The sequence below is a fragment of the Lysinibacillus sp. A4 genome, assembly GCF_024919535.1.
GTDB classification, from domain to species: domain Bacteria; phylum Bacillota; class Bacilli; order Bacillales_A; family Planococcaceae; genus Lysinibacillus; species Lysinibacillus capsici.
Map to the genome: position 1 here is coordinate 252,709 of NZ_JANWTB010000006.1, position 15,864 is coordinate 268,572.

The 15,864-nt window shown below is 37.4% G+C and carries 18 protein-coding genes; 4 read left to right on the top strand and 14 right to left on the bottom strand.

Annotated features, from left to right (window positions below; translation table 11 throughout):
- Positions 1–28 precede the first annotated feature (28 nt).
- The 8 genes from mraZ to NY607_RS14335 all read right to left on the bottom strand — a co-directional run bounded on the left by mraZ (position 29) and on the right by NY607_RS14335 (position 6,547).
- Entirely contained in the window at positions 29–460 is a 432-nt protein-coding gene (gene mraZ, locus NY607_RS14300; protein ID WP_048394670.1) for a division/cell wall cluster transcriptional repressor MraZ, read from the bottom strand.
- 253 nt (positions 461–713) lie between these two features.
- Positions 714–2,330: a bacillithiol biosynthesis cysteine-adding enzyme BshC gene (gene bshC / locus NY607_RS14305; protein WP_131521631.1), complete on the bottom strand. Its 1,617-nt coding sequence runs from the start codon at positions 2,328–2,330 to the stop codon at positions 714–716.
- Between the two features lie 395 nt (positions 2,331–2,725).
- Positions 2,726–3,121 carry a DUF3397 domain-containing protein gene (locus NY607_RS14310; RefSeq protein WP_131521632.1) on the bottom strand — a complete coding sequence of 132 codons (396 nt, stop codon included), beginning with the start codon at positions 3,119–3,121 and terminating at the stop codon, positions 2,726–2,728.
- Positions 3,118–4,020, bottom strand: a complete 903-nt coding sequence (locus tag NY607_RS14315) for a ketopantoate reductase family protein (protein WP_131521633.1) — start codon at positions 4,018–4,020, stop codon at positions 3,118–3,120. The genes NY607_RS14310 and NY607_RS14315 overlap by 4 nt, the downstream gene beginning before the upstream one ends.
- A gap of 376 nt (positions 4,021–4,396) precedes the next feature.
- Positions 4,397–4,774 (bottom strand): transcriptional regulator, encoded by a 378-nt coding sequence (locus tag NY607_RS14320; protein WP_004224822.1) that lies wholly within the window; start codon positions 4,772–4,774, stop codon positions 4,397–4,399.
- A 110-nt stretch (positions 4,775–4,884) separates the two neighbouring features.
- Positions 4,885–5,652 (bottom strand): enoyl-CoA hydratase/isomerase family protein, encoded by a 768-nt coding sequence (locus NY607_RS14325; RefSeq protein WP_016992547.1) that lies wholly within the window; start codon positions 5,650–5,652, stop codon positions 4,885–4,887.
- Between the two features lie 163 nt (positions 5,653–5,815).
- Positions 5,816–5,989 (bottom strand): 50S ribosomal protein L32, encoded by a 174-nt coding sequence (gene rpmF / locus NY607_RS14330; RefSeq protein WP_004224819.1) that lies wholly within the window; start codon positions 5,987–5,989, stop codon positions 5,816–5,818.
- 24 nt (positions 5,990–6,013) lie between these two features.
- Positions 6,014–6,547 (bottom strand): YceD family protein, encoded by a 534-nt coding sequence (locus NY607_RS14335; protein WP_004224818.1) that lies wholly within the window; start codon positions 6,545–6,547, stop codon positions 6,014–6,016.
- Between the two features lie 167 nt (positions 6,548–6,714).
- Between NY607_RS14335 and NY607_RS14340 the strand changes: the two genes are divergently transcribed.
- Complete coding sequence (locus tag NY607_RS14340; RefSeq protein ID WP_259419889.1) at positions 6,715–7,926, top strand: nucleotidyltransferase; 1,212 nt, start codon at positions 6,715–6,717, stop codon at positions 7,924–7,926.
- Positions 7,927–7,970: 44 nt separating this feature from the next.
- Here NY607_RS14340 and NY607_RS14345 read toward each other — a convergent pair whose 3' ends face one another.
- Positions 7,971–9,017 carry a SepM family pheromone-processing serine protease gene (locus tag NY607_RS14345; RefSeq protein WP_131521635.1) on the bottom strand — a complete coding sequence of 349 codons (1,047 nt, stop codon included), beginning with the start codon at positions 9,015–9,017 and terminating at the stop codon, positions 7,971–7,973.
- Between the two features lie 118 nt (positions 9,018–9,135).
- On the opposite strand from NY607_RS14345, the gene NY607_RS14350 reads away from it, so the two are divergent.
- On the top strand, positions 9,136–10,035 hold the full coding sequence (locus tag NY607_RS14350; protein WP_227744967.1) for a hypothetical protein: 900 nt from the start codon (positions 9,136–9,138) through the stop codon (positions 10,033–10,035).
- Between the two features lie 58 nt (positions 10,036–10,093).
- On the opposite strand, the gene coaD is transcribed toward NY607_RS14350, so the two are convergent.
- The 3 genes from coaD to NY607_RS14365 all read right to left on the bottom strand — a co-directional run bounded on the left by coaD (position 10,094) and on the right by NY607_RS14365 (position 12,646).
- Entirely contained in the window at positions 10,094–10,585 is a 492-nt protein-coding gene (coaD, locus tag NY607_RS14355) for a pantetheine-phosphate adenylyltransferase (RefSeq protein ID WP_237899535.1), read from the bottom strand.
- Position 10,586: 1 nt separating this feature from the next.
- The gene (rsmD, locus tag NY607_RS14360) at positions 10,587–11,153 is read right to left on the bottom strand and encodes a 16S rRNA (guanine(966)-N(2))-methyltransferase RsmD (RefSeq protein ID WP_048394681.1); all 567 of its coding nucleotides are present in this window, start codon (positions 11,151–11,153) and stop codon (positions 10,587–10,589) included.
- 71 nt (positions 11,154–11,224) lie between these two features.
- Positions 11,225–12,646, bottom strand: a complete 1,422-nt coding sequence (locus NY607_RS14365; RefSeq protein WP_131521637.1) for an RNA polymerase II — start codon at positions 12,644–12,646, stop codon at positions 11,225–11,227.
- A 56-nt stretch (positions 12,647–12,702) separates the two neighbouring features.
- Between NY607_RS14365 and NY607_RS14370 the strand changes: the two genes are divergently transcribed.
- Positions 12,703–13,092 (top strand): DUF7147 family protein, encoded by a 390-nt coding sequence (locus tag NY607_RS14370; protein ID WP_036077099.1) that lies wholly within the window; start codon positions 12,703–12,705, stop codon positions 13,090–13,092.
- 2 nt (positions 13,093–13,094) lie between these two features.
- Here NY607_RS14370 and NY607_RS14375 read toward each other — a convergent pair whose 3' ends face one another.
- Entirely contained in the window at positions 13,095–13,367 is a 273-nt protein-coding gene (locus NY607_RS14375; RefSeq protein ID WP_004224806.1) for a YlbG family protein, read from the bottom strand.
- Between the two features lie 403 nt (positions 13,368–13,770).
- Here NY607_RS14375 and NY607_RS14380 point away from each other — a divergent pair, with 403 nt between their 5' ends.
- Positions 13,771–14,682: a glycerophosphodiester phosphodiesterase family protein gene (locus NY607_RS14380; protein WP_259419890.1), complete on the top strand. Its 912-nt coding sequence runs from the start codon at positions 13,771–13,773 to the stop codon at positions 14,680–14,682.
- Positions 14,683–14,772: 90 nt separating this feature from the next.
- On the opposite strand, the gene NY607_RS14385 is transcribed toward NY607_RS14380, so the two are convergent.
- Positions 14,773–15,825, bottom strand: a complete 1,053-nt coding sequence (locus NY607_RS14385) for a tartrate dehydrogenase (protein WP_259419891.1) — start codon at positions 15,823–15,825, stop codon at positions 14,773–14,775.
- Positions 15,826–15,864: the final 39 nt, after the last annotated feature.

Sequence of the window (15,864 nt, forward strand, 5' to 3'; positions counted from 1 at the left end):
ACTATCACGTTGTAATGCCTATTACAAGTTAAAAATCAAAGCCAATCATATTTTCTGCAATTTCATTAAAAGATTGTTCAGACTCACTAAAGTAAGCTTCCCAAGCATCCTTAGCCCAAATCTCGATTCGATTTGAAACACCCAACACCACACATTCTTTTACTAAATGTGCATGTTGCATAAGGGTAGTTGGGATATTGATACGCCCCTGCTTGTCTATCTCTACCTCTGTTGCTCCAGAAAAGAAAAACCTCGCAAATGCTCGTGTATCCTTTTTGGTCATTGGTAAACCTTTTAATTTCTCTTCGAGTTTTCGCCATTCATTCATAGGATAGCCAAATAGACAGTTATCGAGACCTCTTGTGACAACAAACGTTTCGCCTAAAGCTTCACGAAATTTTGCCGGTACGATTAATCGCCCTTTCGCATCAACGGAGTGTTGATATTCTCCCATGAACATACTACTCACCCCACTTTATTAAATAATGTACCACATCCCCCCACTTTCCTCCACTTTTTTTAAAAAAAACTTGACATTTTATCACTTAATATGCAATTAGACCTTTAGGAATTTTTTTGACATGTGCTAAATGATACAAAAAAAGAGCCACCCCTGGTAGGATAGCTCTTTAAATACTATTTATCTCGACATTATTCATCAAATTCACAGGATATCAAATTACTAATTAGGTAAAAAGTATCTATTTTTATTTTTATAAATAAAGTAAATAGTGGTGTTTACCGATACTATAATTTTGCTTCAGCATTTCAGTAATTAACATAGGTCCAAACTCATTGAAATATTGATACGGATTAAAGGATCTCTCTTGGAAACCATCATTAGGATATAATTCATTTTGCAGTGTCATAAATTTACGAATCGTCGTTTCATGCTTACCCAATACAGTTTGTTCAATTTTTTGCTGTAGATAGTCAAATTGCTTCGCATGATTTTCTTGATTTTTTTCAAGAATCTTATCTAATTGCAGATGCTGTTTCTCTAAATAGGAGGCTAGCTCTTCATATTTTTCTACTAACAACTGCTGCATAGCTTGAATTTGGCGTTTGGCTTCACTGTCCTGTACATCTGCAATAAAACGTTCTTTCAGGTGTAATGCTTTCCCTTCCCATACGTCAGTAACAGTTAGTTGATGCTCGCGTAATAATTGCTCTACATGACGAGTGACAATAGTTATATGTAGGCGCGGAGCAAAAATCGGCATTTGTAAATCTAACACTGAAAATGCATTTTTCAGTGTCGCCCAATAAGCTAGCTCTCCCGGGCCACCAACAAACGCCAATACTGGCAATGTCATCTCCTGCATCAACGGGCGAGTTACTACATTATTACTTAAACGTTCAGGATGATTATGCGCCACTTCTAATAGCTCTTCTTGTGTAAATTTAAGGTTTGCCGCTAAATTAACAAACAGATCATTTTTTCTTTCTAAAAGATGTCGCTCCCCATCTTCTACGTAAAATAAATTAGCGGCTTCATATGTTGCTAAAATAGGCTTACCATAGCCAGCACATTCAAGCTCTTGCTCCTTTTCCGTTACTACTCTAGCAATTTCTTCATTGGATTGAATGATTTGAGCAAAATATTTATGTTCAAATTGACGGAATTGAAAGTTGGCGGCATCGATTAATAATAAGCCTTCTTCTTTGAATAACTGATTCATTAGACAGGCAAAGAAATCTGTAAATGTTTCACTATTGTTCAATGCGTCAACTAATTGCTTAATCAACGTTTCTGTATACTCTGTTTCTCCAATATCACGAATAATTGTATTAATTAATTGCGTCATCGACTCTTTGTTTAGGGTTGTTGCAGAAGCCATCGTTTTACGTCTAGAGCGCTCTCCATAAGCTCTTTTTTTCAGCAATTCCCCATGGACCGTATAGGTGTGATTGATTTCTTCTAAGTCATGATCTTCTCCAGCTATCCAGAAAACAGGAATAACAGGCTGTTGAAGCTTCGTACTTTGCTCTTTCGCTAATGCAATAACTGAAATAGCTTTATGAACGGAGTAAAGAGGGCCTGTTAAGATACCTGCCTGTTGTCCACCAACTATTACCATAGCTCCTTGCTCTAGTTGTTCTAAATGTTCATTCGCTTTTTTTGATAACCCCAGCGGCTCCATAAATTGACGGATGATTGTAGTTAATTCTTTTTGATCACGGGAATTTCGCGCTAAATGCTCCGCTCTTTTCTCAAAAGCTTGATCATTGTATTCATACTCAAAAAATTGATGAATGGCAGTATTTGGCGACCAGTAATCTGCTAGTACATGATTTTTTATAGGTACTTGGATTGACTCCAGTTTCATTTAACATAAACTCCTCTACTCACTAAATCATTTCCTTACTCATAACAAGAAATTGAATTTCATTCATACTATGCACATAAGGCTTTCAATGTCGCCTTGACATTCAAATTGCTCAAAAAATCCGCGGCATCTATTAGCGGCTTTTAGGCAACAATGTTGCAGCAGACATTTCGATTTAAAAGCCATTGCTCTCCCTCGAGAAGGATTTTCTATACCTAACTTTGCTTTCGGTACAAAAAACATGTGCTGGTTCACATCCTCATGTCACTGAACTACGCTTCTAGTTACGAAGGTTTATGAATGCAATCAATATTCTCATCCCCATAGAATGATTTTTATAACTATTTTAATGCTATTATTTTAACGCTTAAAGCTTCAACATGAAAAGAAAATGCTTAGACAACCTGTAAATATTCCATAATGGATTGAATAACACCCACGATACATATCACTAGATAAGCTGTACTAAGTATTAAGAATAAAAAACGCCAAATTTTCTTTAATAACGGCTTTACTTCTATTTCCTTTTTAGTTCGCCAATCAATATATGTAAAAATCATAGCCATCATTATCGCGAGTATTACCAAAAGAGCCCCAACATTCACACGCCAAAGTACGCCGATGGCTAACGGAACAGAAAAAAACAAGCACAATGTCGTAACATCAGAGGCTGCTCCAAAAGCATGTGTGCCACGAATTTTAACTTTCCTGCCAACCAGATAAACAATTACGAAAAGAACAATTGGACAAAAAATAAGGATACTAATAACTATATGTAAAAGGTCTTTCAACTTCTTTCACCGCTCTCCTCTATTGCAAGCACTTGATGATATAAAGTACGCAAAGTAGGTAAATTATGACCGTTTGCTAAAGCTTTATTTAGTATGACACCAACAATTGTTTCGATTTCACTTTTTCTACCCTGCAGACGATCCGCTAGCATAGATGAAGTATTGTTGGCTGTTTTCCTACATAAGTCTATCACATCACTAAAAGATATGGTGTGTTCAATTTCTTCAAAAGCTTCTGTAAGCTCTCGATAAATATGTTCTAGCAGTAAAAATGCTTGTTGATTAGTCACTAACTCTCCGTTCTTTACTTGCAATACAGCTGTCAATGGATTAATTAAGCTATTAAGCACCGCTTTTGCAAAAAGCATTTGCTCTGCATTACTAGCCAATTCAATAGGAAATAAGGAATGTTGTAATTGTAGTAGCTGTTGAAAAGCCTGGTGTTCTCCTCGTTCTATCGCTATTTTACATAGTCCTACTCCTCTATGCTGAACCGTCGATTGGTTCATCAATTGAGCTCCAAAGGTCACTGAACCAAAGGCGATATTTTTTTGTGGCAAGAGTAGCGCCTCCTCCAAATGCGCTAAGCCGTTTTGCATAAAAAGCAACGGCATATCACTTGGAAATAAGGCTAATTGATTGTAGAGCTTTTGCAAATGTCCGTATTTAACAGCAATCACTAGTAAATCTTGCTTTGGTAGATTAGCCAAATCTGTAGTAGCAACAATCCTTTGCACAGTTTTAGTCCCATCAACGTTGATACGTGTTAACTTCTTGGCATTTAGTTCATTTACTTGTTCCTGCCTTCTGGCAACCAACGTTACTGGTACACCAGACTCCGCTAAAAAACTTGCTGTTAATTGACCAACTGCCCCTGCCCCAATTATCGCTACTTTCATTGTCTACACCCTTTCCATCTTTACTGATCATTGTTACCTCGGCGTCATTACATCCAGATTGTCCAAAAAACTCGAAACACTCTGTGATACTTTAGAGCAACACGATATTATTCACACCATTAAAGAGGTTGACGCACTTTTTGGCGTGCCTCCTATATCAGCAGACTTTAAAACAACCATATAATGCTTCACCTCCGAATAGCATACATTCATAAAACTATAAGAATAAGGTGCCTTAGAATACATCTAAGGCACCTTCTACGCAGGTTCTTTTATTATACAGGATAGACTGATTATTGACGATATACAGAAAGGGTTTTATGTCCATAAAAGAAAAGCAATGTAATTCATGTTCTACAGCCACGTAATCATAATTTTAATCTTTCATTAATGAATAACCTTGCTGAAGCCATTTCACTAGCTTCTCATGCTCATTTTGCAATTCACGATGCTTCATTTCAAGCGTTTGATAAGCCTCCGTTAATTCGTCAAAACTTGTCAACGCTAATTTCAAATGACTTCGCATAGATTGTTGGGGCTGATTTCGCACAGCTAATAGTGACTGACTATATTGACCACGCAATGTTTTATTCCAACGGAAACCACACGCTTGTTTTGTACGACCTAGTTCTATGGCCGCCATTTCAAAGGCCTCTAGCTGTGTTTTGCCATTTTGCACATTATGCAATACGATTTCTGCTAGTCTTTCATCATCTTCCTTTGTCCATTGATCTTTTCTTTTTTTCAATTCCATAATCTATCACCCTCGCATTTTTTACTACTATATGCAAAAGCAAGCAAAATAGAATCATTGCATGAAAAAAGACAGTGATGATGTTTTACTCACATCACTGTCTTTATACATTACTTATTATTCTTCTTTGTCAAGAAATTATTAACCGCTTGATGGTGCGCTTCGCTTTCCCACAACTTTGCACAGGTACGAACTTCTTCCATCACACGCTCATACATATTTCGTTCACGCCACTTTCGAAGCTCAATCTCCTTATAAGCTTTATGAACAGAAGGATGAATCTTTCGCATATGTTCAATAAAATCGTTCAAGGCATCTTCTTTTGAGCCTTCAAAAACACGCATAGCCCACCCTATCTCATATAATAATTGCGCAGGGTAAGGCTTCGCATCCACTAGCATCTTCATTGCACGATCATGACGCAAACCTCGTTCAAATAAATATGTACCACCACCCCAGCCACTTGTAATGGCTAGTGTCCCTTGAATAAATCCGCATTTCGCATGGCTAGCTACTAAACGAAAATCACAAGCTGTTGCAATCTCACAGCCCCCTCCAACAGCAGTACCATTTATAAGTGCTATAGTTGGTACAGGAAGCGTAGCAAGGTCGTATAATATTTTCCCCATTTTACTTAACATACCAAATGCCTCATCCTCTGTTTCCAATGAATGAAACTCAGATAAATCCCCTCCTGAGCAAAACGATTTATCGCCAGCACCAGTCACTACTAAGAAACGCACATCTTCATGCCCACGAATATATGTAATGACTTCTTGAAGACCGTTCATCACTTCATCATTGACAGCATTCCGTTTCTCTTCACGGTTAATGGTAAACGTCATAATGCCATCATGATTGTCAATCGTATAAGACATATCACTACCCCCTTTGTCGCAATGAATAAATTGTATCACACAATTATTTCACTATTGTAAAGAACTTCATAATCAACGAAATATTCCGTCTTTTTAAGCAAACAAAAAGGCTAGTAAAGAGCCATGGTCTCTCTACTAGCCTTTTAAGTGAGCAAACACTGTATTATTTGCTTACTACTTCTTTACCTTTGTATTGTCCGCAAGCTTTGCAAACACGGTGTGATAATTTAGCCTCACCACAGTTAGGGCAAGTTACCATACCAGGTACAGATAATTTGAAATGCGTACGACGCTTTCTTTTTGCAGTTTTAGAAGTTCTTCTAAATGGTACAGCCATTGATGGCACCTCCTTACAGATCGTCTATTCGTCTGTTTGATCAAAATACTTAGCTAGAGCAGCTAGTCTTGGATCCACTTTTTGTTCGTCAGCTTTTTTGTGTAGCTCTACGTCTTCATCTGTTGCATAAGACCAATTTTTACCACCATGCACTTGTCCTTCAGAATCTTCCTTGAACACTTGCATTGGTACCTCAAGCAAAACTAATTCCTCAAGAACCGGTTTCATGTCGATGACTTCACCGTCAATATAGTGAATGTCTCCGTCATCGTCTCCTCGTTTATCTTCGTCAATCCAGCTAAAAATTTCAACTGTCTCAACTTCAATTGGAAACTCAACATCCTCCCATGTGCGAGCACATGGTAGTGTTAACGTTGCTGTCACAGTTAACTGACATGTCATTTGCGATGCACCAAAAGTACATAGCCCTTTTACATGAACGGGCGAAATTGCTCGAATATCCTGGTTTCGCTCCATCACTTCGTCCAGCTGGACAAAGGCATCGATTGGCATCCCGTTTTGGCGGTATTTAGATAATTGATGAATTGACCATTTCATTCGTTTAATCACCTCGAGACAACACTGTTGATTATATAATGTGTAAAAATAGATGTCAAGATAATTTCTTGTCACCACTTTAAAACCCACCTATAATTATATACTATGAGAAGTGTATTTACTCCTAACAGTTTAAAATAAAGACACAAATTATAAGGGGGAGAAGCATGCAAGCAGTTGGAATTGTTGTAGAATATAATCCTTTTCACAACGGACATGCTTATCATTTAGAACAGGCTAAAAAAGCAGCACAGGCAGATCTCGTAATCGCTGTTATGAGCGGCACATTTTTACAACGTGGAGAACCTGCCATGGTAGATAAATGGACACGTACTAAAATGGCGCTTTCTGGCGGTGTAGATATTGTTATTGAACTGCCTTATGTCTATAGTACAGCACCTGCCACAGATTTCGCAAAAGGAGCCATTTCCTTATTAAGTGCTGTTGGTTGCAACTCTTTTGCCTTTGGAAGTGAAGACGGCTCTATTCAGCCCTTTCTAAACACTTTTGAGCTGATTGACAGCCACCGTACAGAATATGACCAGTTCATTAAAGACAGCCTTAAAACAGGTGCCAGCTACCCAAAAAGCCTACATTACGCCTATGAACAGCTTTCTCAGATGTACCCTGCTCCATACATCGATCTTGCACAACCAAATAATATATTGGGCTTTCATTATCTTGAAGCAGCGAGGACACTTAACAGCAACATTAAACCACTAACAATTCCTCGCGTTGCAGCAGGATATCATGATGCTTTAAAGGAAGATGCATCAATCGCCAGTGCCACTGGCATACGTAAAGCCCTTGCCTCTACAAATTCTTTACAAAGTGTACAAAATGTTGTTCCTACTGCTACTTTTGAATATTTAACTGACTGGCATACAAAGTATAACCAATTTGCAAACTGGGAAACATTTTGGCCGTTATTACAGTTCACCATTGTAAGACATACTCCTTCAGAGCTTACTCGTTATGCAGAAGTAACTGAGGGCATAGAAAACGCAATTGTCAAAGCTGCCAAAACCAGTTCTACATTTTATAGCTTTATGGAAAAAATAAAATCTAAGCGTTATACCTGGACCCGCCTTCAACGGATGATAACACATATTTATACAGGGTTTACCAAACAGCAGCTTCAAAGTTTTAACGCGCCCTCCTTTATTCGGCTATTGGGTATGAGTTCGATGGGACAAGCTTATTTAGGACAGCAAAAAAAGAATATAGAATTACCCTTAATCAGTCGAGTTGCAGCTACCAATGATGCGATGTTAGCTATCGATATACATGCAGCAGAGCTTTATAATTTAAGTATCGAGCAAGGAACAAAGAATCTTACGCTGCCGAAGGATTATCAAACACCACCTATTCGTTGCTAAAGGCATCAAAAGGGATGCTAAGGTCCTCTTAGCATCCCTTTATATTATTTTGGTTGAAGTTGCTTTAAATAATTGATAGCATCGTCAACGCTCTTCACTGGAACGATTTTCATTTTTGTTTTAATCTCTTTTGCCGTTTTGACAGCCGTTGCATAATTCGATTCTAGCTCTGGATACTTCGCCTTCATTTCTCGAGAGATTTCATCATCTGGTGCAAAGAAGATTTCCATGCCGTCACGATCAGCGGCAATAACCTTATAGTCTATTCCACCAATCCTGCCAACGGATCCATCTATTAGCATTTCACCTGTACCAGCAATTGCATAGCCTTTTGTTAAATCTTCATCAAGCAATTGGTCTAATATTTCAAGTGTAAACATCAGTCCAGCAGAAGGTCCACCGATATCCTCTGTTTTCATCGTTACCTTCGGATTAGTTTCAATCGATTTGCTTTCAGTATAGGAAATACCTAAACCCGCTCTATGTTCTTGGGCGTTAGGAATTTCCTGTAGTGTAATAGTCTCCTGATGTTGTTCTTCATTACGTATAAATTGAATGGTTACCTTATCGCCAAGCTGCTTAGGTTTTAATAGATCCACAAGCATTTGCTGGCTAGTTATTTTTTGACCATCAACCTCAACAATTTCATCTCCAGCTTTTAAAATACCGTCCGAAGCTCCTCCGTCTAAAACGTTTAATATAAATACACCATTAAAAAGAACCTTTGTCTCTAGCCCTGCTCTTTGAAAGGCTACATATTTGGCATTAAATTGTGAATCGGACATTAACTTTAACTGTCGAATATTATATTCCTCATCATCCTCTAAAGGATTTCGTACTTGTTCAATATCCATTAGCTTTTGATATTTTTGAACTTTTGCCCACAAATACGAAAATGGTGTGGCTTGCTGCATAGCAACTGTCATTAAACTTAAAGACCCCTTACTATCTGCCTCTTTACTATCCACAGTAACAAATTTACTGACATCGTAGGCACTTCCAGGTTTCATAATATACGCGTCTAGTCGGTATAACATCATACAACAAATCACGACTATTAACACTGCATAAATACCAATTTTTTTCTTCACTTGAAAACACCTCCTAGGACGCTTGCAAAACCATACGTTCATGTTTTTGCCTTTCTCACATATATTGATTTTAGCATTTGCCTATGTGAATGACAAAAAGTTGAAACGAGATGATAACATGTTTGCTACAATTCAAATAGTGCTCTGCGTAATTCTAATTCTCTTACTCTTGTTATTCCCACAAACTGCTCACAGTGGTACTGATTTAGGCGTAAATCTTTTCATGGAAGCACTTTTTCCGTACTTATTGCCGTATCTTGTGTTAACACAATGGCTTCTGCGTTTAACAGCCCCTATGCGTACCAAAACAAAAAGGGCTTCTTTATACGTACAAGCCTACATTATTAGTGCCCTTGGAGGCTATCCAACTGGCGCAACTACTATTGTTTATTTGAAAAATAGTGGTCAATTACACCCTAAAGAGGCAAATTTCTTGCTAGCTGTTTGTCATGCACCCAGTCCACTTTTTGTATTAGGTTTTGTAAGCCTTGATTTATTACACAGTAATACGTTTGGATGGTTGTTTTTATGTTTACTACATACGTTTAATATTTGTTGCCTAGTAACTGGCTACTTTTTCTTTCGCAAAACTGATTCACCTAATATCTCCGTACACAACACACCACTCTATAGTGCTCCATTTTCGGAAAGTATTAAAGAAACTGCCCCAACCATTCTGCTAGTTGGTACAACCATCATCTTTTTCACAACGATTCAAACCATTGTACAACAAGGCTTAGATCAGCTTATACCAAAGCTTCCCTATACGATTGAGCTTTCCATAGCAGCTGTTCTGGAGGTAACGAACGGTCTTAAAATGACAGTTACAGCATTTCCAGATCTTCCGTATATCCATTTACTTGTTGTGATTTTGTTAACGATGCAAAGTATAAGTATTCACTTACAAATTTTTGTTATCGCCAAATCTGCAAAACTTTCTGTACGACCTTATATTAAATTCCGCCTCCTTAGCATAATCATTGTACCCACTATTTATGCTCTGTTTTTTCTAAAATAACAATCGCTCTAAATATCAAAAAGAGGATGTCATCGATCTTTTGACATCCTCTGCATCCTTAATGTGTAAAACCATATTTTTCTTTTAAAGCCTTTACGACACATGTAGGGACTAGCTCGTTAACATCACTACCATATTTCGCAACCTCTTTTACTATACTAGAACTTAGGAACGAATATTGATTTTTCGTCATGATGAAAAATGTTTCGATTGTTTCATCTAGGAAACGGTTCATGGATGTAATTTGCATCTCATATTCAAAATCCGAAACTGCTCGTAAACCACGAACAATCGCCCTCGCCTTTTTTTCCTTAGCATAATCAATCAATAAGCCTGAAGAACTCTCTATACGAACATTAGGTAAGGTTTTTGTCACTTCAGCCATCAAAGCCATACGTTCTTCTACAGAAAACAAAGGATTCTTTGCTGAATTGTTTAATACTGCTACATATACGATATCAAACACATCAGCCGCACGTTTAATTATATCTAAATGGCCGAATGTTACAGGGTCAAAACTTCCAGGAACTACAGCAATTTTTTCAGACAACTTATTCTCCCTCTTCCTCTGTACAGCGATAAACAGAAATAATTGTTCCGCCATAGGTTTCTTGTCTTGTTAAAACAAACTCCCCAAAATTTTGAGGTAATCCTATCTCTTTTGCATGTTCACATAAAATAATACCATCTTGTTGTATTTTACGGTTATCGACCAAAATCTGTACGAGGTCATAATACTCCTGCTGATGGTAAGGTGGATCTAAAAAAACGAGTTTAAATGTAATATCACGCTTTAATAGCGCTTTCACAGCGCGCTTTGCATCTATACGAAAAAGCTCTGTATATTCTTCATAACGGCATTTTTTTATATTTTCTTGTAGCACCTGGAATGCTTTTGGATCTTTCTCAATAAAAATAGCACGTTCTGCTCCTCTACTTAATGATTCAATCCCCAAGCCGCCGCTTCCAGCAAACAGATCTAGCGCCAAACCTCCATCAAAAAATGGCCCAATTATATTAAAAATGGATTCCTTTACTTTGTCAGTTGTAGGCCTTGTCGTATTTCCTGCTATTGCTTTTAGCGGCATTCCTTTGCGCTCTCCTGCTACAACTCTCATATCAGCATCTCACCGTACTTTCGTCTATATAAAGTATTTTGCAGCGAAAGGTTGGCCCTCCGCTGCAAAAGTTATTGTTGCTCTTGTTTTAATATTTGAATGCGTTCTTCCTTTTTTTGTAGTTCCACTAGGAATAATCGCTGTAACCAAGCTTCTTCTACATAATAATGATCAGCTATCTTTATGATTGGTTCAGAGATTGATGAATACCTACGCTGGTTGAATACATAAAATCCAGGCTCTTTAGGGAAGCGGAATGTACGATGCTCGCTATTTACATAATAGCCATTCTTTCCTTCCTCAGCTGAGTAGCCAAGGTAAGGCAATAATGTATCTGCCGTATACAACACCTGTCCCTCATAGAGAATTACATGAACATCTTCCTTCAATGTATCATCCACATAGACATCACGTGCATCCTCAAATAAAAGTGGATAGGTTCCATTTTGCTGAGCTGCATTTAATGCAAAATAAGATGTCTTGGCATCTAATACCTGTGATAAGTACTTGTCCATTGTATCAGGTGAAATCGTTTCATCTCCAAGCTTTTTTAATGTTTCCTGCCAAGCTTGTTGTTGAGTATCCGTCATGTAATTATTTAATGTCTTGATGATTTTCTTTGTTTTTTCTCCACCAATGGGATCGCTTATTAAATAGGATGCCACAACCTCAGACAACCATTCTGGGGAATCTACAAAATTATATTGTGATTTAATTTGTGATAAAATCACTTCTTGCTCTACAGCTTGTTCAGTAAGTGTTGGTAAAAATAACAATCTTTCGTCATGAACTGCTACTGGACTTTTTTCTTGAATAATTGCAATATGCTCATCACTTAGAAGCTGTAAATTTTCTAATGACTTTAGAAAATCATGAGGGACTTTTTGCTGGGCATAAATTGATAACACAGGTGTCTGTTCTTGCGCTTTAAGCTCCCCGGCTTGCCAATATAAATCTTGAATAGTACCGTTTCCTCTAAACATTGTGTAATTGACAAGTACAAGTTGTTGTTGACCTACTAGGGGCAAACCTGTAACCCATTGTCCTTTCACCTTACTGTCTGTAGAAATTGAAACAATTGAATACGATGCTTCACCATTTATTAGTGTAGCAAAAACATTTTGAAGGAGCATCTTATTTTTTAAGCCACCCTCAATTGGAATTATGTATGATACAGATTGTGATTTTGTCTCCCCTTTTGCAAAGTAAGAAACTTCATCTGATAAACGATCACAGCTTTTTTCATTTTCAATAAAGCAACTCGCGTTTGTTGCTTTTTCAGGCCATTTAATTTTCACCTTTTGATTTGGTAGGTTTTTAAAATGTTGTCGAATATCTAAGCTATTTTCGCGATAGACAATTTCTATTTCCTGAGAATAATGAAAATCCCCTATGCCTGTTTCTAAATCAGATGAATAAGCATGGTATTGAAAAAATACCGTTCCTGTAATGATTAGTGCTAAAATAGAAAAAAAGCTTAATGCAAATTTCATGTGCTTGACCTCCCGCAGCATGATACTATGAGTAGTGGAAAGGATGTGCAATTATTATGCCACAACAATTTATAGAATTAGGTGAAGGCTATGGTGATGTTTACGAGCTACTCGAAATTATTAAAACCAACCAGGAACGTTTTCATCAAGCCTTTTTACTAACATCTACAAAAGAAGACAAGAAGGTGATTTCTTTAGCTGTCGCCCTTAAACCAGTCGGCGAAAGTAAGTTCATGCCTATTTATATTTGTCGAGAGGGCATCCCATACAATGAAGAACAGCCAACACAGCGACAAAAAATGTTTGAAGCACAAATAGAACAACTCGGTCGAAAAGCAGTAGTTGTAGAAATAAAGCACTCATCTATATTTTCGGAATCAAAACTATTTTATCAATACTTAATAGGTATATTAAGACTAAATAACTATATACCCGCATTAACATAAGTTTATAGACCTACTTTATAGTCATATTCCTTTGCTTTATCTGGTTTTGCATTTTCATATTCAGTTTTTACAAAAGGACGATAAGACGCCACAACGTCTTTCACAAATGGAAGGCGTTGTAGTTTTGTTGTCATCATGTCAATATCCTCACGATCGCAGTAAAGCACTACGTATTTTTGCCTTCTAGAAATATAAAGAACATGACCATATTTCCGAAGTGACTTCGCATGTTTTAATTGATGGACGTAAACGATTAGCCCTTGTCGTTCGTTCATAGTGGATTCCCTCATTTCTTACATAAAAGAATACCATAGACCAGAAAATGATAGCAACAGAGTTTAGCTGACAGAACGCTCAATTTTCCGTTATAATGGAAAAGCATACGACGTTGAACATCGTGAAGATGAATCAGTTGTTTTAATTAAATTCAATTGTAGCATCATTACAGGAACAGAAGAATGCTGAAAGATGATCATGCCTCAAATGAACACTTTACAAGACATTTGCACCTCCATAATGATTGTTTTTCAATATGATGGAAAAAATCGGCATAAAAAAAATCATCATTCACTTATACTAGTAACTAATTTTAATAGTAGACCCTGTATTTACTACTATTGATTAAACAATGAATTCACTATTACTTTTTATATGAGATAATTGTTAAGGAGGACGAATATGGGTAAGAAAACAAAAATTGCGCTTGCAATTGCAGCAGCAAGTGCAGCAGCTTGGGCAGGCAGTAAAGCTATTTCAAAACCACAGCAACGTGAAGGTAAACAAGCATTACAATTCGAACGCCCCATAATTCTTGCACATCGTGGCGGAGCTCTTTTAGCACCAGAACATACAATGGTCGCATTTGAAAAAGCTGCACAGCTAGGTGTTGATGGCTTTGAAATCGACATTCGCCTAACGAAAGATGAGGAAATTATTGTTTTCCATGACGAGACAGTTGAACGTACAACGGATGGCTATGGGCTCGTTGCAGATATGACGTTGGCAGAAATCAATGCCTTAAATCATGGCTACCAATTTGAAGATTTAGAAGGAAATTTCCCATATCGAGAGGAAAAATTAGATGTCGTAACTTTACGTGAGTTGCTTGAAACCTATCCAAACATGTTAATCAACATTGATATCAAAGATGCTCCAGATACTTACGAAGGGAGTCTCATGCCTTCTAAACTTTGGCGCTTAATTGAAGAACTACAAGCTGAACAACGTGTTGTTGTGACAAGCTTTTATGGTGAGCAAATAGATCGTTTTAATTTATATGCTCAAAATCAAGTAGCACTTGGTGCAGGTGAATCAGATGTCAGAAAAGCATTTGCTTCTTTCTCAAGTCAGTTTGGACATTTATATCACCCTAAAGTGGATGTTTTTCAAATCCCTCCAAAGTCAGGGGTTATTGCATTAGATTCTCCTAAATTTATTCAGTTTTTAAACAACCTCAATATTCCTGTCCACTATTGGACAATCAATGACCTAGATACGATGAAAAAATTACTCAATAATGGGGCAAAGGGCATTATTACAGATCGTCCGGATATTGCAGTTGAGTTATTACAAGCTCAAGAGTCTAAATAAGACCAGGAATGAAAGGGAAGCACACTGAACTGATGTGCTTCCCTTTCATGTAAATGTTAGATCCATTATTGCTTCCCATTACAGTAATACTTAAGTTAAATAATCTATGATTGCATCAGTTACTTCTTGTAGTGTGGCAGCTCCACCCAAATCAGGCGTTTTTATACCCCGCGCTAATGTTTGCTCTATAGCATTCAATATCCTTGTTCCCACATCTTGATAACCAAGAAAATCGAGCATCATCTTACCTGTCCAAATTTGTCCAATAGGATTGGCAATTCCTTGACCAGCTATACCTGGTGCAGAACCATGGACAGGTTCAAACATTGATGGATATAGCCCTTCAATGTTTAAATTTGCTGCAGGTGCAATACCAATGCTTCCCATAATGGCACCGCCTAGATCTGTCAAAATATCCCCAAATAAATTCGATGCTACGATAACATCAAAATTTTCTGGCTTCATCACTAAAAATGCTGCTAGTGCATCAATATGATTAGATGCTTGACCTACCTCTTCATATTCTTTTCCTACTTGAGTAAACACTTCATCCCAAAAAGGCATGCTATATGTAATCCCATTTGATTTTGTAGCACTTGTCACATGTCCATTACGTGTTTTGGCTAATTCAAATGCATAGCGCATCGCCCGTTCTGTACCCTTTCTTGTAAAAACAGCATTTTGGATTGCCACCTCATCTTGACCACTATGTATTCTTCCTCCGCTTTCAGCATACTCCCCTTCAGAATTTTCCCTTACAACAATAAAATCAAAATCATTTGGTTGTCGTAAAGGTGATGGTAACCCTTGAAGTAGCTTTGCAGGTCGTACATTAATAGATTGCTGTAGCTCACGTCGAATTTTAATGAGAAGGCCCCATAATGATACATGATCCGGAACCAAATTAGGCATACCAACTGCACCTAAAAATATTTGGTCATACTGTTTTAACAGTTCAATGCCATTCTCAGGCATCATTTTTCCTGTCTCTAAATAGTATTCACAGCCCCATGGAAAAGTTGTCCATTCAAATTGAAAGCGTCCATCTAACAACGCTGCCTGATTAAGAACTTTTATTGCAGCTGGCACAACCTCTTTTCCTATCCCATCCCCAGGTATTACTGCAATTCGATAAGTTTTCATTAATGCTTCCTCCTTCAATTTAATTATTAAAAAAGACTG